Here is a 19,565-nt window from a genome sequence, read left to right as displayed (position 1 = left end):
ACGATGGAGTCATGAGCCCCGCGGACCCGCAGCACGAAGCGTGGATGGGCCTTGCCCTGGACGAGGCCCGGGAAGCCCTGGCCACCGAGGACGTGCCGATCGGCGCCGTCGTCGTCGGGCCGGACGGCACCGTGCTGGGCCGCGGCCGGAACGAACGCGAGGCCACGCACGACCCGACGGCGCATGCCGAGGTGGTCGCGATCCGGCAGGCGGCTGCGGCGCTCGGCTCCTGGCGGCTGGACGGCTGCACCCTGGTGGTGACGCTTGAGCCGTGCGCGATGTGCGCCGGCGCCACGGTGCTGGCGCGGATCCCGAGGGTGGTGTTCGGCGCCTGGGACGAGAAGGCGGGCGCGGCCGGCTCCGTGTTCGACATCCTGCGCGAGCGGCGGCTCAACCACTGGGTGGAGGTGTACCCGGAGGTGCGGACCGGCGAATGCTCTGCCCTGCTGCGCAGCTTCTTCGCCGCCCACCGGGAGGAACGGCCGGACAGCGGGCCGCCTGCAGGACCGCCTAGCTGAGCAGTTCGAGCACGGTCCGCGCGGTCGCGTCCCAGCCCGGCAGCCGTGTCCGCGCGGCGAGGGCCGCTTCGCGCCAGGACCGGCGCAGCTCTTCCTCTTCCAACCAGCGGCGGAGGACGGCGGCCAGCGGCGCCGGATGCTCGTCCAGCTCGACGGCGGCGCCCGGCAGGGCGGGTCCGCCGCCCGACCCGAGGGCCTCCACCGCGCCGGTGCCCCCGCGCACCAGCACCGGGATGCCGCGCGCCAAGGATTCGGTTACTGCCAGCCCGAAGGTTTCCGTGCCGGAGACCAGCACGCTCAGGTCTGCTGCCGCCCAGTGGCGCTCCAACTCCTCCCCCGCGAGCTCGCCGGTCAGCCGGACCCGCCCCTCGAGACCGTGGTCCGCGAGCGTGGCGCGGACGGTCCGCACGTAGCCGGGATCCGCCGTCGTCGATCCGACCAGTTCGGCGGTCCACTCCGCGTCCCGCACCGAGGAAAGGGCACGCACCAGCAGGTCCTGGTTCTTGTTGGGCAGCAGTGCAGCCACCGACACGATCCTCGGCGGCCGGGACCCGGTGGCCACGGCGGCGGCCGCCGTGCCGGGAAGCGCCACGCCGATCCGTTCCAGCCCGTACAGGGTGCGCAGCCGTTCGGCCGAGTCCGAGCTGGTGCAGACAACGCCGGTCGCCGCTTCGAGGGCCCGGCGTTCCAAGCCCTCCCCGTCAAGGACGGGCATGTGCACGAGCACCCAGATGCGGCGGCCGGCGAGGACGGCGGCCCGGATTTCGTCCGGTGCGCCGGAGGCGATCAAGCCGTCCACCAGCACCGGTCCGGACCCCTGCAGCAGGATGGTCAGGCGTTCCCTGGCCCTGCTCCCCGCGTCCGGCCAGTCGCCGTCGGCCCGGCGGATCTCGACGTCGGCGCCGGCGCCGCCCAGCGCGTCGGCGAGCCGGGAGTTGTAAAGGTTGCCGCCGGAACGGTGGATCACGTTGCCGGGAACGACCAGCCGAAGGGCCGCCACGGGACTGTTAGGCGTTCTCGAAGTCCAGCGAATACCCCGCCCACGCGTCGGGGTTTTCCCGCAGGACGACGTCGATGCCGGCCAGCTCGACCCCGGTCAACCGGGACGCCACGGCTTCGGCAATGTACCGGGCAAGCACCTCGGTCGTGGTGAGCTGGCCCGTGAAGTCGGGATGTTCGTCCAGGTTGCGGTAGTTCAGGCCGGCGAGGACGGCGTCGAGCACCTCGCTTGCCACGCCGATGTCCATCACGGTCGCGTTCCGGTCGAGGTCCTCTCTGCGGAAGGTCACCTCGGCGACGAAGGTCGCTCCGTGCATGCCCTGCGCAGGGCCGAAGGCTTCCGCCGGCAGGCTGTGGGCGATCATGAAATGGCTTCGGACTGTCAGGCTGAACAAACTCTCTACCTCTGTTCCTCGGGCTGCGGATATTCGATGACGTGGCACAGGGCCGCCAGTTCGCCCTCCGACAGCCGGTGCACGGCGTCGGGAAGCTGCGCAAACGGGCTGCAGCCCGTGATGAAGGTGTCAAAGACCGGGTCCTTCAGCAGCGACACCGCCAGCTCGAGCCGTTGCGCCGCGGTCCTGCGGTGCCGGCGCGCCCTGGCGACGACGCCGACCTGGCTGGCCCGCACGGACAACCGGCGGGCGTGGAAATCCTCGCCCAGCGGGATGGTGACTCGCCGGTTCCCGTACCAGGACATCTCGATGATGTCCCCCTCGTCGCCGACCAGTTCCAGGCAGCGCTCGAGCCCCTCCTGGGAGGCCGAGCAGTGGAAGACAATGTCGCAGTCACCGGCGGCATCCGCGGAGAGCGCGAAGTCCACACCAAGGGCTTCAGCCAGCGCGCCCCGGGAGGGATCGACGTCGATCAACTGGAGCCGCTGCAGCGGGAACGAGCGCAACAGCGCGGCGACCATGCCGCCCACCAGGCCGGCCCCGACGACGGCGATCCTGTCCCCCAGCCGCGGTCCGGCTTCCCACAGGGCGTTGACGGCTGTCTCCACGGTTCCGGTGAGGACCGCCCGGCGTGCCGGGACCTCCGGCGGGACGACGGTGAGGTCGCTGAGCGGAACGACGTAGCGGTCCTGGTGCGGGTAGAGGCAGAACACGGTGCGTCCCAGCCACTCCTCCGGGCCTTGCTCGACCACTCCGACGGAGAGGTAGCCGTACTTCACCGGCGCCGGGAAGCTGCCCTCCTGGTGCGGCGAACGCATTCTCTCGGCGATGCTCGCCGGAACGCTGCCCTCGTGGACCATCAGCTCGGTCCCCTTGCTGATGCCCGAGTAGAGGGTACGCACCAACGCTTCGCCGGGGCCGACGGCGGGGAGGTCTTCGCGGCGCAGCTCGCCGCTGCATGCCGCCGTTGTCCAGTAGGCGGTTGCCTCGTTGTCATGTTCTGTATTGATCATCCTGCTGATGAATCTAGCCGGAGGAATGCCGCTGGCAAAGCGTGAAGCGTAGCAATCGCCCGCAACCCGCAGCAAATAGGAAGCAGGCTTATGATGGGGCCGAGACAATGACGTTCACACCTCAGGAGGCAGCACCGATGAGCAACAACCCCGCACCGCACGGCCCGACCGACCAGAACCAGGAACACAACCAGGAACAGGGCCGCGAAGAGGTCGGGAAACTCCTCGCCTCCGCAAATGTCGCCGTGCTCACCACGGTCAACGGCGAGGGGCAGCTGGTGAGCCGCCCGTTGGCACTGCAGGCGGCGGAGTTCGACGGAGACCTGTGGTTCTTCACCGAAGACCCCTCACCCAAGGTGGCGGATATCCGGGCCAACCCGCAGGTGAACGTGGCGGTGAACACCGGCAAGGGGTACCTGTCGGTGTCCGGCAAGGCCACGGTAAGCCATGACAAGGCCAAGATCGACGAACTCTGGAACGCCTGGGTGGAGCCGTGGTTCGAGGACAAGGACGACCCCAAGGTGGCCCTCATCCACGTGGAAGCGGACAGCGCGGAATACTGGAGCAACGACAAGCCGCGGGTGGCCGCGGCCTTCAAGATGGCAGCCGCTTTGGTCACCGGCAAGCGCCCGGACCCGGGCAAGAACGACGTCGTCGAGCTCTAGCCCGGCTCTGCGGTGCCCGTTTTGGGCTAAGCCGCGTGCACCCGGTAAAGTAGGCGCGTTGGTGACGTGTCCGAGCGGCCGAAGGTGCAACACTCGAAATGTTGTTTGGTGTAAAAGCCAACGTGGGTTCAAATCCCACCGTCACCGCCATCGAAAACCCCCGGGAAACCGGGGGTTTTCGCATATCCGAGATCTTCGTGGTGCATCTCTGTGGCTCTTTTGAAAAGTGTGTCGAGGAGAAACGGACGCGCTTAGGAGAGAGACGGCCCCGCCGCGCAAATCCGCGCGGGCTGACAGCTGCAGTCCGTCGTCACCAAGTAGCCCGCAAACCCCGGCTACTCCCCCGCTTTGAACAGGGCCGTGGTCTCGGTGACGGGTTTGATGAGTTCGGGCCCGTTGTTCCGAACCGACCCGACTTTCTTATCCACCTCGCGCGGGACCAGGTGCGGTTCAGGGACGTTGAGCAGCAGCTTCTGGACCCCTTCTTTGTCTTTCAGGTCAGGATCGAGCCAGAAGTCGATGAACCGTCCGGGCAGGATGACCGGGCACCGGTCATGGACATGGCCCAGGGCGTCGGTGGCCTCCCGGGTGAGGATAGTGGCGGTCATCAGCCACTTCCCCGGGTCATCTTCCGCTTTGGTGGGATCGGGCCAGAACTCGTACAGCGCAGCGAAGCCAAGCAGCTCGTCCTCGTTCTCGGGGTGCAGGTAGATCGGAGTCTTGGACCCGTCCGGGTTCTTCATCCACTCGTAATACCCCGACGCCGGGACGATCCCGCGCCGTTTGAGTGCAGCGTGCCGGAACATCGGCTTCTCCGTGATGGTCTCCATCCGTGCGTTGATGGTCCTGGCCCCGATTTTGGGGTCCTTGGCCCACGCGGGAACGAGCCCCCATTTCGGGGCGTCCAGCTCCCGGGCCTTTTCCTTCCCGTCGCGGGCCGGGCGTTCGCGCACCAGGTCGATGCTCTGGGTCGGGGCCACGTTGTACGAGGGACCCAGCTCGGGTGCCTCGTCAACGGAGATCTGGAACGCCTTCCTGATCTCGGCCTTGGACTGTTTCCTCACGAATCGTCCGCACATGGGCACATTCTGCCACCACCCCTGCCCGGCACCCTTTCCGCTGTTCACGTCCCGTCCCCCGGAACGAAAAAGCCAGACGGATGTGTCCGTCTGGCTTTCCCGAATTGACCAGCTCGTCAGCAGCTGAGCTTGATGCCCACGCTGTACGGGATCCTGACTCGGACCCGCCCCGTGGCCAAAGGGCTCCTGGCCTTCTTCGCCGCCAAACGCGCTCGAATCGCTCGACCGGCAGCGAACGGAGGCGCGAACGGCGGCGGCCCGGTTGGTAGCCGCACTTCACCTTGGGACTAGGCGTTAACCCGAACCCCCAGAGTGGCCGCGATAGCGGGGATGCGGTCCATGTAGCCGTCCAGCAGTTGCTTGCCAACGTTGACGGAGTTGACGAGCGGGTGCAGTGAGAAGGCCTTCAGGGCTTCCGAGGGGTCACTGTTCACTGCTGCAGAGATGGTGTGTCGTTCGACGGCTTTCACTTGCTGCATCAGACCTATTTGGTCGAGTCTGGGTGCTTCGGTGCTGAGGGGATGAACACCGTTGGCGTCTACCATCGTGGGTACTTCGACGACGGCATCATCCGGGAGACCGCTGATGGTTCCGCGGTTGCGGACGTTAAGGATGAACGTTTCGGGCTCGTTGCGGCTGATCGCACGCATGACGCCGAGAGCGACGCCGGCGTAACCCTGATGGGATGGATCAGTTTCGGTCTGTGCCGGGTGGCTTGGGTTGTCCTGCGTCCCGCCTTTGGCTTCTGCCATGTAGCTCGCGCTGCGCGCATTCACGGTTGAGCGCCACAGCTCGATCGTGTTGGTGTGACGCCCGGCCAGTTCCATGAAGAATTCGCCCTGCGTCTTTTCGAGGAAGTCCCCACGGGTGGATGGAGACGCCAGGACGTTCCGGACAGCTTCCCGGTTGAAGTAGTAGTAGTAGAGGTACTCGTTAGGGATGACTCCGAGCGTCCTAATCCAGTCGAGGCCAAAGATCTGGCCCTCTTCCATCGCTCCCAGCTTGCGGTCGTCATCCAGGATCGACGGGAGGATGTCCCGGCCGTCATAGAGCACGCGCCTCATCCAGCCGAGGTGGTTCAGGCCGACGTAATCCATCTGGACCCGCTCGTGGTCAAGACCGAGCAGGGCCGCGACCCGGCGTCCGAGGCCTGAGGGTGTGTCGCAGATGCCGAGTACGCGGTCACCGAGGATCTCCTGCAGCGATTCGGTGATGATGCCTGCCGGGTTGGTGAAGTTGAGCAGATACGCGTTCGGTGCGAGCTCCTTGATGAGCTTGGCGTACTCGCGCATGACCGGGATAGTCCTGAGCGCATAGGCAAGACCGCCGGGCCCGGTGGTCTCCTGCCCAAGGACGTCCAGATCCAGGGCAACGTGTTCGTCGCATCGGCGCTCGGCCAGGCCCCCGACCCGGATCGCGGCGAACACGAAGTCGGCGCCTTCAATGGCGGAGCGGGGTTCGGTGGAGGGGATGAGCCGGGGTGCGTCAGGGAAGTCCGCAGCCATTTCTTTTAGGACGCGGGTCATGCCTTCGAGCTTGTCGGCGTCGATGTCGAAGAGCGCCACTTCCGTGATCCGCGGGGATCCTGTGTCACGGAGAAGTGCCTGGTACACGTAGGGCGTCCGGAAGCCGCCGCCCCCCAAAATGGTCAGCTTCATGCGAGCACGACCTTCCCGCCGGCATCCCGGCACAGTTGTGTTGTTAGAGGATTTGCGCCCTCGGTGGTGATGAGGACGTCGATGTCGCTAATCGAACAGAGTCGCAGCGACCCTGTTCCGGGAAACTTACGCGCCGACGCGAGCAACACCGACCGGTCGGAGACTTCGATCATTTTTTGCTTGATCGGGGCCTCGACTGCCATGTTGTCGACCACGGCGCCGTTTTCACGCACGCCTGTGCAGGAGAGAAAGACAATGTCCGCGCTAATCTGCTCCAAGGCACTCTGGGTCAGGGACCCTACGAGACTTCGGTAGTTGCGTCGAAGTACCCCTCCGAGCATCACCAGACGAACCGTGTCATCGTTTCGGAGGACATCGAACACACCGATGTTGCTGGTGATGACGGTTACGGGCCGACCCCGCAGGGCCCGCGCAACGAACGGTGTGGTCGTCCCTATGTCCAGCAGGACGACCTGCTCGTCCTTGACCAGGGCCGCTGCCTGCAGACCCATGGCTTCTTTCAACGCAGTCTCCACCTCGTTGTCGACCGCCCAGGGAAGTTCAACGGATTCCGGATCATCCGGTGTAGTGGTTGTCGCCCGCGGAGGGACAACCGCGCCCCCGTATGTCCGGACGAGCTCGCCATTTCTGTCCAGCGTCTGCAGATCCCGGCGAATCGTCGACTCACTGACGTCGAGGCGCTCGGCAAGCTCCCGGACGGACGCAGCGCCGTCCTGGGCAAGGGCGTCAAGGATGCGGGACCGCCGCGCGTTCGAGATCACGTGCTCACCATAGCAGGCAAAATGACCAAGTTTGCTCGTCTTGCGCAAAATATTCACGTAACTTCATCGCATGCGCCGTCTTTCAGTCAGACGATGAAAAATGCCGCCTTGACGTGATCAAAGTCATGCATGAGAATGATCGAAACCCGCAGGGTCAGTCATTGATGTACCAGAGTCCGGTCATTCGGACGGCAGCCGCACGGCATGTACGTGCGGCCCGAGAAGTTTGGAAGAGCTGTTGATTCAACAACTTACGCAGAGTGGTCCTGCTGTGCGACAGGAAGCGCCGGCTGCGGCGCTCGATGCACTATTCGGCGGGGTTCTTTTCTGCGACCTTGTCTTCGCCGGAGCGGGGGTGCCGGGGCCGGGCGAGGAAGTCTACGCCTCCGATTTTGCTCTCACGGTCGGCGGTACCGCGAACCGTTGCGTTGCCGCAGCTCGTCTGGGCATGCGGACCGGGGTGGTCGCGGTGCTCGGCGATGACCCCCTGAGCAGCTACGTCCGGTCCTTTCTCGCGGCCGAGCCTGGACTGAGCCTCGATTGGGTTGAAACCCGCGGAGAGGCCATGGTTCCGGTCTCCGTTGCGCTCGCCAGCGCTGATGACCGCAGCTTCATCACCTACGAAAAGGAGGGCACGGGCATGCCCGACCGGCTTTCCTCGACACTGCCGAAGGTCGGCAGCTGCCAGGTTGCCCTCTCCGAAGCGAACACACCGTGGGTAAGAGATCTGCGGGCGGCCGGCACTGTCATCTACGGAGGTGTCGGCTGGGACTCGAGCGGCCACTGGGCAGCATCCACACTGGATCTCCTCGACCAAGTTGACGTGTTCATACCCAATGCAGTGGAGGCGATGAGCTACACGAGGACGGACTCCCCGATCCTGGCGGCCAAGGCTTTGGTCCAACGCGTCCCTCTCGTCGTCGTCACCACCGGCCGCGAAGGGGCCTTGGCCATCGACGGCGCCACGGGCGAGTACGTTGAGGTGCCGACCGTGCCCGTCGACGCCGTCGACCCGACCGGGGCCGGCGACGTCTTCAGTTCCGCGTTCATGGCTGCCTCATCAATAGGCTGGGGCCTTCGAACACGGCTGCAGTTCGCGTCGCTGAGCGCTTCCCTCTCGGTGCGCAGCCTCGGCGGGGCAGCCAGCGCTCCCCGGCCAGCCGAACTTCGTGACTTCCTCCTCCGCGCCAAGCCTGAGGGAGACTGGCAAGACATCCTGGAATGGACCGGACGAGTCACCGAAGACGCCTAACCAGCCGCCGGAACAAGGCCGGCACGACGACCACCCAGCGGATACAAAACAACCACTTCGGAGGGATACAAGCATGAAAATCAGTCGAAAGAACAGCGCCGTTGCTTTCGCAGTCGGGGCGATGGTCATTGCCTCGGCTACCGGATGCGCTCCGGGCAGCGGAAACGCCTCAGCGCCCGTCAGCGCCAGCCACAGCGCAGTCTCAAAGGATGTCGCGGCGGCAGGAAAAGTAACCCTGACGGTCTGGGACCAGAACACCGACGGGGGCATCAATGCAGCACAGAAGAAGCTCAACAGCGAGTTTGAAGCAAAATACCCCAATGTCACCATCAACCGTGTCAGCCGCACCTTCTCGGATCTGAAGACCACTCTGAAGCTTGCGCTGTCCTCCAACACACCCCCGGACGTCATCCAGGCCAACCAGGGCTACCCGGACATGGGAACGTTCGTTCAGGCGGGCATGCTGCAGGACGTCAACCGCTACGCCGACGCCTACGGCTGGAACAGCCGTTACCCGTCAGCGCTCCTGGATCTCAACCGGTTCACCCCGGATGGCAAGACCTGGCACACCGGAAACCTTTTCGGAGTCTCCCAGACCGGCGAAATGGTCGGCGTCTATTACAACAAGACCCTCCTCTCCAAGCTCGGCCTGAAAGCGCCGACCACCTTGGACGAACTCCAGTCCGACATGGCTGCGGCCAAGGCCGCAGGCGTCCAGGCACTCTCATTCGGCAACGCCGAGAAAACTCCCGGCATCCACATTTTCGGGACCATCCAGGACGCCACAGCGGGCAAGAAGGCTGTGCGTGATCTGGTCTTCAACACCGGAGGCAAGTGGACCGATCCTTCCACCGTCTCGGCCGCCAAAACTCTGGCCGATTGGACCGCAAAGGGCTACGTCTCATCCGGATCCAGCGGGGTCTCGCAGGACGCAGCCGCGGCAGCGTTCGGAAAGGGCCAGAGCCTCTTCCTCGTCCAGGGGACCTGGGAGCTCGCAACTCTGGATCAGGCTCTGGGCAAGCAGGTCGGTTTCACCGTGCTCAATGACCCGACCTCCGGTCAGCCGGCAACCATGGGCGGCGAAGGCCTTGCCTGGGCAGTCACTGGCAAGGCAAAGCAGCCCGACGTCGCGGCCGCCTACATCGACTTCATCACCAATGCCAACGCCAGCCAGGTCCTCGTCGACACCGGCAACCTGCCCGCTGTCCCTCCCGCGGACTGGGCGCCGAAGACCGGCAGCCTGGAAGCCGACATCGCCGCCCAATGGAAGAAGCTCAACGCAGCCGACGGTCTCACCCCCTACCTGGACTACACCACGCCCACCTTCTTTGACACGCTGACCGCAAGGGCTCAGAACCTCATCGCAGGCCAGGACAGCCCGGACGCTTTCACCCAGGCCCTGCAGACTGACTACGCGGCCTTCCAAGCCAAGAAGTAGCCGGACGGAAGCCGAGACAGGACCATGACGACAACAGCGACACGGCCAAAGACCAACCGCGCCTCTAAGACGCCCGGATGGCGAAATCACCGGGAACACAAGAGCCGGATTCAATGGAAGGGCTATCTCTACGTCCTTCCCGCGCTGATCGTCTTCATGGCCTTTCTCGGCGTCCCGCTTCTGCAAACCGCCTGGTACTCCCTGTGGGACTGGAATGGCTTGTCCGCGGCAACGTGGGCAGGGGTGGCAAACTACGCAGAAATCTTCACCGACCCCGGTCTCCTCGGCGGCTTCGCACACGTCGGCATCCTGATCATCTTCTACGCCCTGATTCCCGTCAGCCTGGCACTCGTGCTGACCGTGTTGATGAGCCGTGCAGCCCGGATGCGCGGAGCCTCACTATTCCGTTCCTTGCTGTTCCTTCCGCAGGTGGTGCCCACGGTCGTCATCGCATCCGTGTGGGTGTCGATCTACGCGCCGAACGGACTCCTGAACCAGGTCATAGCAGTCTTTGGCGTCCATGACCCGGCGACGGCATGGCTGGGGACAATCTCCACGGCCCTGCCCGCCGTGGGCATGATCGGCACCTGGCTGGGCATCGGGCTATGTCTCGTCCTTTTTGTCAGCGGCGTCTCCAGCATCCCGACCGAGCTCTACGAATCGGCCAGGCTCGACGGAGCGGGTGCCGTACGGGAATTCTTTTCCATCACCCTCCCGGGGCTGCGCGGACACATCGCCGTCGCCCTCACCCTCACCGCCACCACAGCACTCAAGAGTTTCGATATCGTCTACGTCACCACGCGCGGAGGTCCCGGAACAGCCACAACCGTTCCGGCCTACGAAATTTACAACCGCGCCTTCGGCACGAACCAGGTCGGTTCCGCAGCTGCGATAGCCATCGTCCTGACTGCCTTCATTCTGGTGATTACGGTCGCCATCTCAAAGATCCAGCCCAAGGAGCCCCAGGAATGAGAATCACCCGCCGGGAGAAACTCCTTAACTACCTTGTGCTGTGCCTCTTTACGGCCGTCACCCTCGTACCGCTCATCGGTGTTCTGCTGTCGGCTCTCACGCCCAGGGACCAGTCGGGGCCCGGCTTCACTGTCCCGGACAGACTGGACTTCGGGAACTTCGTAACGGCGTGGAACGAGGGGAACTTCTCGTCATATCTGACCTCCAGCGTCATCGTCACGACGGCCACCGTCGCCATAACCATGGTCCTGGCGGTGCCCGCCGCCTTCGCCTTCGCCAGGTTCAAGTTCCCTGGATCGAAGGTCATCTTCTTCGTCATTCTGATCGGGCTCATGATCCCGGAAGAAGCTTTCATCATCCCGCTCTACTACAACCTCCGTGGCGCGGGCCTGACCGACAGTTACTGGTCGCTCATTCTGCCCCAGGCGGCCTGGTCATTGGGCTTCACAATCTTTTGGATGCGGAACTATTTCCTTTCCTTCCCCGGGACGATCATTGAAGCTGCCCGTCTCGACGGAGCCGCCGACCGGAAAATCCTTTGGCATGTGCTCCTCCCTTCCGCCCGTCCAGCCATCACCACCGCATGCCTGCTGGTGGCCATGTGGACCTGGAACGAATTCCTGATGCCGCTGGTAATGATCAACAGCGAATCCATGCGCACTGCCCCTCTCGCACTTGCATTCTTCAAAGGCCAGCACATCACCGACTACTCGCTTCTCGCCGCTGCCGGCACACTCATCGCACTGCCAATCGTGCTGCTGTATCTCGTCATGCAGCGCCACTTCATCGCCGGTATGCTCTCAGGCGCGGTCAAGGGATAGCACGATGCAGCTCCGGATAGTCGAAAATCAGCGGCAACTCGGCGAAACAGCGGCCGACATGATCGAGTCCGTCATACGCGCGAACCCCCGTGCAGTCCTCGGGATCGCAACCGGATCATCCCCGCTTCCCGTGTACGCCGCCCTCGCACGACGGGTTAGAAACGGACTGGACCTTTCCGGGGTCCAAGCGTTCGCACTCGATGAATACGTCGGTCTCAGCGCCGAGCACCAGCAGAGCTACCGAAACGTGATTCGCTGTGAAGTCGTCGAGCCGCTAAGAATGAACCCCGCCCTGGTCCACGTCCCGGACGGCTGCGCATACGACCTGAACGCTGAATGCCTAGGCTACGAGCGCGCGATCAAAGACGCTGGCGGAGTGGACCTTCAGATCCTTGGCATCGGCAGCAACGGCCATATCGGCTTCAACGAGCCCGGCTCCGACCCGGCATCGGAAACCAGAGTCGTCGACCTGACCGAACAGACCAGACAGGACAACGCTCGCTTCTTCAACAGCCTTCAGGACGTCCCGAAGCACAGCATCACGCAAGGTATCGGAACCATCCTGCGGGCCCGGCAGATCCTCCTCGTGGCCTCCGGGTATCCCAAAGCGGCAGCACTCAAAGCAGCCATGCACGAGCCAACGGATCCAGCCACGCCTGCTTCACACCTCCGAGCACATTCATCAGCAACTGTCATCGCGGATAGTGGCGCCGCGAGCCAACTGACCAAAGGTTCCCTCAGCCCCGCTCTCGCCAACTGACCCTCACTGCACGGCCTCGATGAGCAGGCGGGCGGTGATGCAGGGCCAGAGGCTGCGTCCCTCACCCGGTACAGAAGGCCCATCACAGAAGCGTAGCGACGGCCTTAGTGGTTTACCGCTGTGGTTCGTCGGTATGTTGGCGGGCAACTCGGCCCCCGGCGGGGCTGGCACGGCTCTTGCGTATCCGCCAAGTGATGAACACAATCAGTGCGAGAATGACCACGCCTGCCGTTACGTCCCGTCCTGCAGCTTTCGCCACCGTCTCGTAGGAGTTGCCGGCCAGGAAACCCAGCAGCACGAACCCTGCACCCCACACCAGTCCGCCTGCCGCGTTGAAGGCCAGGAACCTCGGGTAATGCATCCGGGACGTACCGGCCAGCGCGGGCATGACGGCGCGGAAGAACGCCACGAACCGGCCCAGGAACACCGCTGAGCCGCCGCGGCGGCGCAGGAACTCCTGCGCGTTCTCCAGTTTCGCCCGGCGCTTGTCCATGACTTTCAGGTTCAGCACCCGGGCCCCGAAGCGCTTGCCGATCTCGTAGCCGACGGTATCCCCGACCACTGCGGCAACCACGACGAGTGCCATCATCGACCACACTGGGACGTGCCCCCGGCTGGCCACGACGCCGCCCAGGACCGCTGCGGTCTCACCCGGGATCACAAACCCGACAAACAGGGCGTCCTCGGCGAAGACCAGCAAACCTACCAGCGTCAGTGCCAGGACCGGGCTGACGTTGAGGATCCTGTCAACGAAGCCGCCCATCAGGACAACCGCTCAGAGCGGCCCCGGTCCGGGAGACGGCCGGAAGGTCCTTCGTTTGGATAATGCTTGTTCAAGAGGGCGCTCCTCCGGTGTGTTTTGCCCGGGCCCCCTGCACGGCCGGCCCTGGCGGCAAAGCCTGTCCTTCACCGGCCACCTGTCCTTCGACAATACGCCCACCCCCGACACGCGGTCGTTTATCCGCTGCCGGCACCGGCCAGCGAAGCCGTTGCGGGAGGCTGCCGGCCACGCTCAGGGCACGGGCCGCTTCCGGTGAAGCGAAGGAGATGTTTCGCCCGCCCGGGTGCCCGGGGCGCCCCGGCCGCAACGGCGACCAGGACGGCGAGGGCGGCAAGGCCCCAGCCTGTCCCGGCGAGGGCAGCGGCGGAGCCGACCAGCAGCGGACCTCCGGCGTCCCCGAGCTCCGCGCTGCCCATGGTGGCTCTGCCGCCCGTGCCCAGACAATCGGCCAGCAGCCACGGCGGACCTTTTGGCTTCAGAACACGGCCCCCATGGCCCTGCGGTGGGGCCGCATGGGAGCAGATCCACCGACGACCACGCTCGACGGATTGTGATCGTCTGCAACGAGGGCTACAGCTCAAGCCTTGCCGCCCACACACCCTCCAACGGCTCGGGCTGACCCAAGCGGCCGATCTCGTCAGCGGCTTCCAGGCATGGGTGGAACTTCAGAAGCAGGCTCAAGACTGATCAGAGCTGCCGCCCGGCCACCATGCCTGTCAGGACGAGGGCAACGGGTGTCTTGATGCCCTTGACAGTGCCAACGATCGGGCGAACCATATCGCCTACTTGGGGCGCTCGATCCTCCGTCCCGCGTTTGGCAGCTCGCCGGAGGGATCGGGAATGCTCTTCAGAGCGGGGATTCTGTAGGGGGCTTTGCCATGACTACTTTCACTCGGATTGGCGACAGCGGAGCGCTGGCTGGCGAGGCCACCGATATCACTGTTGAAGACCTCGGCTTTTACTCACTGACGGCAGTGAGGACAGGATCCGGTGATCTGAAACTGATCAATTGGAGCACCGGCAGTCCCGGGCCGGTCACCCGGGATTCCGACAGCGACAACCAGGCGGGAGCGGTAAGCGCAATTTCCGTCACGAGGAACCGGAACCGCACCGTGACAGCCGTCCGGGATGGCAGCGGAGACTTGCTCCTCATTTCCTGGGACGACGGGAACGGTTCGGGACCCATCACCCGCCTCAAGGACACGCACGGTCATGCCGGTGCGGCCAGCATTGTTACCATCGTCCCCGGCCCGGCGAAGACAGCAGCGGACCTGGTCACGGCAGTTCGGGCCGGCAACGGCTCGCTGAAGCTGATTAGCTGGGCGCTCGACGGCGCCACAGGAGTCATCACCCGCCTCGGCGACAGCGACGACCAAGCCGGAGAAGTGGCCTCATCGCAGTATCGGTCCCGACGCCGAACATTGTGCTGACAGCGGTTCGGGCGGGTAACGGCAACCTCAAACTCATCAGCTGGGGCATCTCCGAAGACGGCCGAAATATCTCGCGGCTAGGTGACAGCGACGACCAAGCCGGAGAAGTGAGCGAAATCGCGATGGCCGGACTCCTCACAGCGGTCCGGGCGGGCAACGGCTCGTTGAAGCTCATCAGCTGGTCGATGTCGGCCGACGGTACACAGATCAAGCGTCTCCACGACAGCGGCAGTCAAGCCGGCGAGGCCACCTGTATTTGCATTTCCCGTTTCGGCGAAGCCCGATACGTGACGGCGGTGCGTGCAGGCAACGGCTCCCTGAAGCTCATCAGCTGGGACGTCGACCCGAATAGCGGCACCATCCAACGAACGGGCGACAGTGACGACAAGGCTGGCGCGGTCAGTGAAATTGCTTTGGCCGTGCCCACTTCGAACAACCTCACAACCGCCGTGCGCGCTGGCAACGGGACCTTGAAACTCATCACCTGGCGGATGGAGGGCTAGCCGGTCCAGGCCCGCGGCCGACCGGCCGGTCGGCCGGATCGCCTTAAGGTGGCGTCGGCATTGCGGGAAGCACCGCGATTTGCGAGGATGACAAACGTTGGGCTTTTCGGACAGGGGGAATGAGCATGCACGCCGCATCGGCAAGTGCAGCCATGGTGAGCGAGGTGGCCGCTGTGGCCTGCATCGCGTCCTCGTCATCAGCCCGGTCCGGCACCCCGGTGCGGCGCTAGCCGCCGGCACCCGCGTGCGTTCCTCGCTGTACCCGTCGTGAGGCATCGCCCTCTTACACGGGTCCGGAGCGGCTGGATCGGCTGATTCGCAGAACAAGGCCCCCTCCCTCAGTGATTCGGGGCACCAGCGAACCTTCCTGAAAGAGCTCTACCATGCAAAAAATCAGTGCCCAGCAGATCCGGTCATCATTCATCAACGCGAGCCGTTCCGAAGCGGCCAGGCTCAACCTGCCCAAAAACTTCGACACCCTCGACTGGGAGGCGCTGGACTTCCTGGGCTGGCGTGACGAAAAAATGCCGCTGCGCGGCTATCTCATCATCCCCGACGGCGGTGCACTCACCGGCATCATGCTCCGCGCCCCCGAGGGCGGGGCCAAGAAGAACCGCTCAGTGCTGTGCGAAATCTGTCGCGACGTGTTCTCCAAGGAGGACGTGCTCCTGTGGGTCGCCCGGCGGGCCGGCAAGCCCGGACGCGACGGCAACACCGTCGGGACGCTGATCTGCGCCGGCTTTGAATGCTCCGCGAACGCCCGCGTTGAACCGCCCGCCAACGGCATCCACCCGGACCCGGCAGAAGTCGTGAAGCGACAGATCCTCGGCGTTCAGTCCCGCAGCCAGCTGTTCCTGAACCGGGTCCGCGGCCGCTGAGCCGGTATTCGTGCGCGTCACACGGCGTTCCACGCGGGCGCACACCCACGGCGGCGGGACCCTTCCACCGACGACGGGGCCGCAGTTCCTCCGAGCTCGCCCGTGAGGAAGAACACATGAGGCCTCGGCGTGTACTTTTCCGGCATTCAATATGCTGGATTTAGTGGTGGCGGTCCGCTGCGTTCGTACGGACCGTCATCATCCTCAACTCCGTGGACGTACCGGACAGCAACGATTGCGGCCAGCGCCCCGGCCGAGGGGTTTGTGTGGTGTCGGCTTAAGAAGAAGGCTGGCGCCACCTTCTTTTCCCCACCGCACCGCAGGCCTTTCGAGCCTCGCCGCGTTGCAGTGCAAGCCCTAAACTCCGCGTGTGTCGGCATTCATACGCGGCGCGTTGCCGCAGGGCCGGCCGCCAGGGAGGCCCCGTGCCCGTTCCTGCCAGCGTCGAGATTTCGAACAGCGTCTAAACCCCGTTTGTCCCTTGAGGGACAAACGGGAATGCCCCCGGTTTCCACCGGGGGCATTCCCGTTTCTCCGGTCATACTCTCCAGCGCTCACTTGGCGTTGGCGACCTCCTGGGCCCAGAGGAAGAACTTGTTGGTCCCGAGGTCCTTGACCGTGGTGATGCCGAATGCTGCCTTCAGATGTTCTGCGTCCGCGTCCGTCACGCCCTTGAGCGCACTGACGGGCGAGGAGGCCAGCTCCTCACCGGACTTGCCGTGGTACGCCATGTCGAAATGGTCTTCGATTCCTGCCATAATCCTTTGCTCCTTTGCAAAGCAGACCGCCCCCGGGGGAGGCGGCTGCAATCGGCAGTGCGTTGACGCACTGGAGCACATTCAACTCCTCGCCGCTCCGGCTGTCCCGGGCCCAACGGCCGTTGCGTTCAGCATCGGACCGCCCCAAAACACACCGTCAAGCCAGGCCGTCACGGGAGTTCACACGCGTTCACGCGGCGCAATACAGCTTTACCGCCCTGCTGCGGGAGGCCTAGCGTACTGAAGCTGCGAGCATTCTGCCGCGCGACCTAAAGGGGGCCCACATGCTTATTTCCGGCTTATTCGTTGGCATCGCACTTGGTTTTGCGATGCAACGTGGACGATTCTGCGTCACGGGCGCGTTCCGTGACGTGTGGGTGAACAGGAACACCCGCTGGCTGAGTGCCTTCCTGCTGGTCGTCGCCGTCCAGAGCGTGGGGGTCTTTGCCCTCGACGCCCTCGGCGTCATCCACCTGCAGACACCGGCGTTCCCGTGGCTGGCGACCATCGTCGGCGGCTTCATCTTCGGTTTCGCGATCGTGCTCGCCGGCGGCTGTGCAACCGGCACCTACTACCGCTCGGGTGAAGGCCTGGTCGGCAGCTGGCTCGCGCTGATCACGTACGCGCTGTTCAGCGCAATCATGAAGACCGGCGCGCTCTCCGGCTTCAACACCGCGGTGCGCTCAGTGACGATCAAGGAGAACAACTTCTACCAGGTCCTCGGGGTCTCCCCCTGGGTTTTGGTAGCACTGCTCGCGGTCGGCGTCGGGCTGGCCGTCCGGCACCACCTCAGCAAGCCCAAACTCAAGTTCGCCGCCCTTCCGGCGTCGCGTACGGGGCTTGCGCACCTGCTGTTCGAGAAGCGGTGGGGCGCTTTCGGCACGGCCGTCGTGATCGGCCTGATCGCGATCGCCGCTTGGCCGCTAAGCTGGGCCAGCGGTCGCAAGGACGGACTTGGCATCACCACTCCCTCCTCGAACCTGGTCAACTATCTCGTGAGCGGCAAGACCAGCCTCATTGACTGGGGCGTTTTCCTCGTGGTCGGCATTCTGCTCGGCTCCTTCATTGCGGCGAAGGGCAGCGGAGAGTTCCGCGTCCGGGTCCCTGACGCGACGACGGTCCTCAAGAGCCTCGGCGGCGGAGCCCTGATGGGCATCGGCGCGGCGCTCGGCGGCGGCTGCACCATCGGCAACGCCATGGTCCAGACCGCGGAGTTCAGCTTCCAAGGCTGGACGGCGCTGGTCTTCATGCTCCTGGGCACCGGAGTGGCCGCGAAGCTGACCATCCCGAAGCGGCGGAGCGCCCCCGCCTCCACCGGAGCACCTGCCCGCGTGCTGAGCAACGCCTAGTTCTCCTCGCATTCGGATCACTCTCAAAGCGGGCCGGACCCGGCCCCGAAAGGTCACACATAATGGCAAAGGTAACCCTCGAAACCAACGGCGAAGTCTGCCCGTTCCCCCTCATTGAAGCGCAGGACGCCATGGCGACCCTCACTGGCGGCGACGAGCTGGTGATCAACTTCGACTGCACGCAGGCCACGGACGCGATTCCGCGCTGGGCGGCCGAGAACGGGTACCCGGTGACGGATTTCAGCAAGACCGGCGACGCGGAATGGTCCATCACGGTCCAGAAGGCCTGACCCGCGCCCGCGGGCACACCGCGACACATTTCGGTTTCCCCTTGCCGGCACGTCTGGCAAGGGGAAACCTGTTTAAACGGCCCTGCGGCCGGGGAGGCTGGGCGGCGCCGTCGTGGCGCGGGGAATGAGCCTTGTGGGCATCTTGATCTGGGTCGTTTCAGGGGTCTCGCCGTTCATCAGGGCGACGACGAGGGCGGCTGCGGCGGCGCCGATGCGGCCCATGGGCTGGCGCACCGTCGTGAGCGGCAGGGCGTGCCGAGCGGCCTCCGGAATGTCGTCGAAGCCCACCACGGAGAGGTCGCGCGGCACCTCCAGACCGAGCTCCCGGGCGACTTCGACGACGACGATCGCGGAGAGGTCATTGGCGGCGAAGACAGCGGTCGGCCGGTCCGGCCTACTGAGCAGGCGGTGCGCTGCTTCCCGGGCAGATTCCGTCTCATAGTTGCCGACCACGACCAGCGAGGGGTCGAACGGGATCCCCGCCTCAGAGAGGGCATGGCGGTAACCGGCCTCCCTGGCGGCGGCTGAGCGCAGGTCTGGCCGGCCCGCGACGAAACCGATCCTTCGGTGGCCCAGTTCCATCAGGAACCTGGTGGCGCTCCGGGCGCCGCCCAGGCTGTCGGACTCGACGGTCGGCAGATCCACGCGGCCAGTGTGCGGGTCGATGGCGACGATGGGTACCTCGGCGCTCACGTTCACGACGGTGGGCGTGACCATGATGGCACCGTCGATGAGGGTGCCGCTCAGGCGGCTGAGCGATCGCCGTTCCCAGCCCTCGGAGGAGGACTGGCGCGACCCGCTGTAGGCCAAAAGGTCGTACCCGGAACCGCTCAGGGCGGACCCGACACCCTTCAGGATTTCCGCGCTGAACGGCTCAAAACCGGCCACGAGGACGCCAATAACCCCTGTCTTCCGGGAGCGCATGCTGCTGGCGACGAGGCTCGACTCGTAGCCGAGCTCCCGCGCGATCCGCAGGATCCGTTCGGTCATTTCCACTGCCACCCCGTAGCGGCCGTTGACCGCCTTGGACACGGTGGAGACCGAAACGCCGGCTGCCTCGGCCACGTCACGGATAGTTGCGCGCCTTCTCATAGGGCCCGAGCGTACTTCATGGAAAAGGTTTTCGAAAACGTTTGACGGGCCCTTCGGCCCTTGCGAAGCTTCAGGGGTCCGGAGTGATCCGGGACACTTTTAGGTCGGACCCGGCTGAAGCTGAAGGACTCA

22 protein-coding genes and 1 tRNA gene are annotated in these 19,565 nt (G+C 64.9%); 13 read left to right on the top strand and 10 right to left on the bottom strand.

Annotated features, from left to right (window positions below):
• Window positions 1–11: 11 nt before the first annotated feature.
• Complete coding sequence (gene tadA, locus KIH31_RS13185) at window positions 12–518, top strand: tRNA adenosine(34) deaminase TadA (RefSeq protein ID WP_214427589.1); 507 nt, start codon at window positions 12–14, stop codon at window positions 516–518.
• Here the strand turns inward: tadA and KIH31_RS13180 are convergent.
• The 3 genes from KIH31_RS13180 to KIH31_RS13170 are packed head-to-tail and all read right to left on the bottom strand — an operon-like array spanning window position 511 to window position 2,925.
• Window positions 511–1,518, bottom strand: coding sequence for a glycosyltransferase family 4 protein (locus tag KIH31_RS13180; protein ID WP_214427588.1), 1,008 nt, complete (start codon window positions 1,516–1,518; stop codon window positions 511–513). The genes tadA and KIH31_RS13180 overlap by 8 nt on opposite strands.
• A gap of 7 nt (window positions 1,519–1,525) precedes the next feature.
• Window positions 1,526–1,912 (bottom strand): 6-carboxytetrahydropterin synthase, encoded by a 387-nt coding sequence (locus tag KIH31_RS13175; protein ID WP_214427587.1) that lies wholly within the window; start codon window positions 1,910–1,912, stop codon window positions 1,526–1,528.
• Between the two features lie 5 nt (window positions 1,913–1,917).
• A complete protein-coding gene (locus KIH31_RS13170; RefSeq protein WP_214427586.1) occupies window positions 1,918–2,925 on the bottom strand; it encodes a zinc-binding alcohol dehydrogenase in 1,008 nt (335 codons plus the stop codon).
• Between the two features lie 107 nt (window positions 2,926–3,032).
• On the opposite strand from KIH31_RS13170, the gene KIH31_RS13165 reads away from it, so the two are divergent.
• Window positions 3,033–3,590, top strand: a complete 558-nt coding sequence (locus KIH31_RS13165) for a pyridoxamine 5'-phosphate oxidase family protein (protein ID WP_250545939.1) — start codon at window positions 3,033–3,035, stop codon at window positions 3,588–3,590.
• Window positions 3,591–3,650: 60 nt separating this feature from the next.
• Window positions 3,651–3,740 (top strand) — tRNA-Ser (locus tag KIH31_RS13160).
• A 185-nt stretch (window positions 3,741–3,925) separates the two neighbouring features.
• Here KIH31_RS13160 and KIH31_RS13155 read toward each other — a convergent pair.
• The 3 genes from KIH31_RS13155 to KIH31_RS13145 form a co-directional block, all read right to left on the bottom strand.
• Window positions 3,926–4,669, bottom strand: coding sequence for an SOS response-associated peptidase (locus KIH31_RS13155; RefSeq protein ID WP_214427585.1), 744 nt, complete (start codon window positions 4,667–4,669; stop codon window positions 3,926–3,928).
• Window positions 4,670–4,956: 287 nt separating this feature from the next.
• Complete coding sequence (locus KIH31_RS13150; protein ID WP_214427584.1) at window positions 4,957–6,327, bottom strand: 6-phospho-beta-glucosidase; 1,371 nt, start codon at window positions 6,325–6,327, stop codon at window positions 4,957–4,959.
• Window positions 6,324–7,166 (bottom strand): DeoR/GlpR family DNA-binding transcription regulator, encoded by an 843-nt coding sequence (locus KIH31_RS13145; RefSeq protein WP_214427583.1) that lies wholly within the window; start codon window positions 7,164–7,166, stop codon window positions 6,324–6,326. The genes KIH31_RS13150 and KIH31_RS13145 overlap by 4 nt, the downstream gene beginning before the upstream one ends.
• Window positions 7,167–7,380: 214 nt before the next feature.
• On the opposite strand from KIH31_RS13145, the gene KIH31_RS13140 reads away from it, so the two are divergent.
• The 5 genes from KIH31_RS13140 (at window position 7,381) to KIH31_RS13120 (ending at window position 12,352) form a co-directional block, all read left to right on the top strand.
• The gene (locus tag KIH31_RS13140; protein WP_214427582.1) at window positions 7,381–8,361 is read left to right on the top strand and encodes a PfkB family carbohydrate kinase; all 981 of its coding nucleotides are present in this window, start codon (window positions 7,381–7,383) and stop codon (window positions 8,359–8,361) included.
• A gap of 73 nt (window positions 8,362–8,434) precedes the next feature.
• The gene (locus KIH31_RS13135; protein WP_214427581.1) at window positions 8,435–9,799 is read left to right on the top strand and encodes an extracellular solute-binding protein; all 1,365 of its coding nucleotides are present in this window, start codon (window positions 8,435–8,437) and stop codon (window positions 9,797–9,799) included.
• A 24-nt stretch (window positions 9,800–9,823) separates the two neighbouring features.
• Window positions 9,824–10,771, top strand: coding sequence for a carbohydrate ABC transporter permease (locus KIH31_RS13130; RefSeq protein ID WP_214427580.1), 948 nt, complete (start codon window positions 9,824–9,826; stop codon window positions 10,769–10,771).
• A complete protein-coding gene (locus KIH31_RS13125) occupies window positions 10,768–11,592 on the top strand; it encodes a carbohydrate ABC transporter permease (protein ID WP_214427579.1) in 825 nt (274 codons plus the stop codon). Before KIH31_RS13130 ends, KIH31_RS13125 begins: the two co-directional genes overlap by 4 nt.
• A 4-nt stretch (window positions 11,593–11,596) precedes the next feature.
• Window positions 11,597–12,352 carry a glucosamine-6-phosphate deaminase gene (locus tag KIH31_RS13120; RefSeq protein WP_214427578.1) on the top strand — a complete coding sequence of 252 codons (756 nt, stop codon included), beginning with the start codon at window positions 11,597–11,599 and terminating at the stop codon, window positions 12,350–12,352.
• Window positions 12,353–12,464: 112 nt separating this feature from the next.
• Here KIH31_RS13120 and KIH31_RS13115 read toward each other — a convergent pair whose 3' ends face one another.
• Both KIH31_RS13115 and KIH31_RS13110 read right to left on the bottom strand, forming a co-directional pair.
• Window positions 12,465–13,115 (bottom strand): DedA family protein, encoded by a 651-nt coding sequence (locus KIH31_RS13115; protein WP_214427577.1) that lies wholly within the window; start codon window positions 13,113–13,115, stop codon window positions 12,465–12,467.
• 194 nt (window positions 13,116–13,309) lie between these two features.
• Complete coding sequence (locus KIH31_RS13110; protein ID WP_214427576.1) at window positions 13,310–13,549, bottom strand: hypothetical protein; 240 nt, start codon at window positions 13,547–13,549, stop codon at window positions 13,310–13,312.
• Between the two features lie 462 nt (window positions 13,550–14,011).
• Here KIH31_RS13110 and KIH31_RS13105 point away from each other — a divergent pair, with 462 nt between their 5' ends.
• The 3 genes from KIH31_RS13105 (at window position 14,012) to KIH31_RS13095 (ending at window position 15,944) form a co-directional block, all read left to right on the top strand.
• Complete coding sequence (locus tag KIH31_RS13105) at window positions 14,012–14,563, top strand: hypothetical protein (RefSeq protein WP_214427575.1); 552 nt, start codon at window positions 14,012–14,014, stop codon at window positions 14,561–14,563.
• Entirely contained in the window at window positions 14,557–15,066 is a 510-nt protein-coding gene (locus KIH31_RS13100) for a hypothetical protein (protein ID WP_214427574.1), read from the top strand. The genes KIH31_RS13105 and KIH31_RS13100 overlap by 7 nt, the downstream gene beginning before the upstream one ends.
• 383 nt (window positions 15,067–15,449) lie before the next feature.
• Window positions 15,450–15,944 carry an FBP domain-containing protein gene (locus KIH31_RS13095; protein WP_214427573.1) on the top strand — a complete coding sequence of 165 codons (495 nt, stop codon included), beginning with the start codon at window positions 15,450–15,452 and terminating at the stop codon, window positions 15,942–15,944.
• 554 nt (window positions 15,945–16,498) lie between these two features.
• Here KIH31_RS13095 and KIH31_RS13090 read toward each other — a convergent pair.
• Window positions 16,499–16,702 carry a hypothetical protein gene (locus tag KIH31_RS13090; RefSeq protein ID WP_214427572.1) on the bottom strand — a complete coding sequence of 68 codons (204 nt, stop codon included), beginning with the start codon at window positions 16,700–16,702 and terminating at the stop codon, window positions 16,499–16,501.
• A gap of 284 nt (window positions 16,703–16,986) precedes the next feature.
• Between KIH31_RS13090 and KIH31_RS13085 the strand changes: the two genes are divergently transcribed.
• Together KIH31_RS13085 and KIH31_RS13080 are read left to right on the top strand one after the other, a co-directional pair.
• Window positions 16,987–18,051, top strand: a complete 1,065-nt coding sequence (locus KIH31_RS13085) for a YeeE/YedE family protein (RefSeq protein WP_214427571.1) — start codon at window positions 16,987–16,989, stop codon at window positions 18,049–18,051.
• Between the two features lie 62 nt (window positions 18,052–18,113).
• Window positions 18,114–18,341, top strand: a complete 228-nt coding sequence (locus tag KIH31_RS13080) for a sulfurtransferase TusA family protein (RefSeq protein ID WP_214427570.1) — start codon at window positions 18,114–18,116, stop codon at window positions 18,339–18,341.
• 72 nt (window positions 18,342–18,413) lie between these two features.
• Here KIH31_RS13080 and KIH31_RS13075 read toward each other — a convergent pair whose 3' ends face one another.
• Window positions 18,414–19,433 carry a LacI family DNA-binding transcriptional regulator gene (locus KIH31_RS13075; RefSeq protein ID WP_214427569.1) on the bottom strand — a complete coding sequence of 340 codons (1,020 nt, stop codon included), beginning with the start codon at window positions 19,431–19,433 and terminating at the stop codon, window positions 18,414–18,416.
• Window positions 19,434–19,565 lie beyond the last annotated feature (132 nt).

This window comes from Paenarthrobacter sp. DKR-5 (assembly GCF_018531425.1).
In the GTDB taxonomy this organism is placed as follows: domain Bacteria; phylum Actinomycetota; class Actinomycetes; order Actinomycetales; family Micrococcaceae; genus DKR-5.
The sequence above is the reverse complement of the archived record's forward strand: the minus strand, read 5'-3'. Positions and strand labels throughout refer to the sequence as shown.

What these genes read in the sequence shown, in the direction of transcription:
- tadA (WP_214427589.1), top strand. Translation starts at nt 12, where the DNA reads ATGAGCCCCGCGGACCCGCAGCACGAAGCGTGGATGGGCCTTGCCCTG.
- KIH31_RS13170 (WP_214427586.1), bottom strand. Translation starts at nt 2,925, where the DNA reads ATGATCAATACAGAACATGACAACGAGGCAACCGCCTACTGGACAACG.
- KIH31_RS13165 (WP_250545939.1), top strand. Translation starts at nt 3,033, where the DNA reads ATGACGTTCACACCTCAGGAGGCAGCACCGATGAGCAACAACCCCGCA.
- KIH31_RS13155 (WP_214427585.1), bottom strand. Translation starts at nt 4,669, where the DNA reads ATGTGCGGACGATTCGTGAGGAAACAGTCCAAGGCCGAGATCAGGAAG.
- KIH31_RS13150 (WP_214427584.1), bottom strand. Translation starts at nt 6,327, where the DNA reads ATGAAGCTGACCATTTTGGGGGGCGGCGGCTTCCGGACGCCCTACGTG.
- KIH31_RS13135 (WP_214427581.1), top strand. Translation starts at nt 8,435, where the DNA reads ATGAAAATCAGTCGAAAGAACAGCGCCGTTGCTTTCGCAGTCGGGGCG.
- KIH31_RS13130 (WP_214427580.1), top strand. Translation starts at nt 9,824, where the DNA reads ATGACGACAACAGCGACACGGCCAAAGACCAACCGCGCCTCTAAGACG.
- KIH31_RS13125 (WP_214427579.1), top strand. Translation starts at nt 10,768, where the DNA reads ATGAGAATCACCCGCCGGGAGAAACTCCTTAACTACCTTGTGCTGTGC.
- KIH31_RS13120 (WP_214427578.1), top strand. Translation starts at nt 11,597, where the DNA reads ATGCAGCTCCGGATAGTCGAAAATCAGCGGCAACTCGGCGAAACAGCG.
- KIH31_RS13115 (WP_214427577.1), bottom strand. Translation starts at nt 13,115, where the DNA reads ATGGGCGGCTTCGTTGACAGGATCCTCAACGTCAGCCCGGTCCTGGCA.
- KIH31_RS13110 (WP_214427576.1), bottom strand. Translation starts at nt 13,549, where the DNA reads ATGGGCAGCGCGGAGCTCGGGGACGCCGGAGGTCCGCTGCTGGTCGGC.
- KIH31_RS13105 (WP_214427575.1), top strand. Translation starts at nt 14,012, where the DNA reads ATGACTACTTTCACTCGGATTGGCGACAGCGGAGCGCTGGCTGGCGAG.
- KIH31_RS13095 (WP_214427573.1), top strand. Translation starts at nt 15,450, where the DNA reads ATGCAAAAAATCAGTGCCCAGCAGATCCGGTCATCATTCATCAACGCG.
- KIH31_RS13090 (WP_214427572.1), bottom strand. Translation starts at nt 16,702, where the DNA reads ATGGCAGGAATCGAAGACCATTTCGACATGGCGTACCACGGCAAGTCC.
- KIH31_RS13085 (WP_214427571.1), top strand. Translation starts at nt 16,987, where the DNA reads ATGCTTATTTCCGGCTTATTCGTTGGCATCGCACTTGGTTTTGCGATG.
- KIH31_RS13080 (WP_214427570.1), top strand. Translation starts at nt 18,114, where the DNA reads ATGGCAAAGGTAACCCTCGAAACCAACGGCGAAGTCTGCCCGTTCCCC.
- KIH31_RS13075 (WP_214427569.1), bottom strand. Translation starts at nt 19,433, where the DNA reads ATGAGAAGGCGCGCAACTATCCGTGACGTGGCCGAGGCAGCCGGCGTT.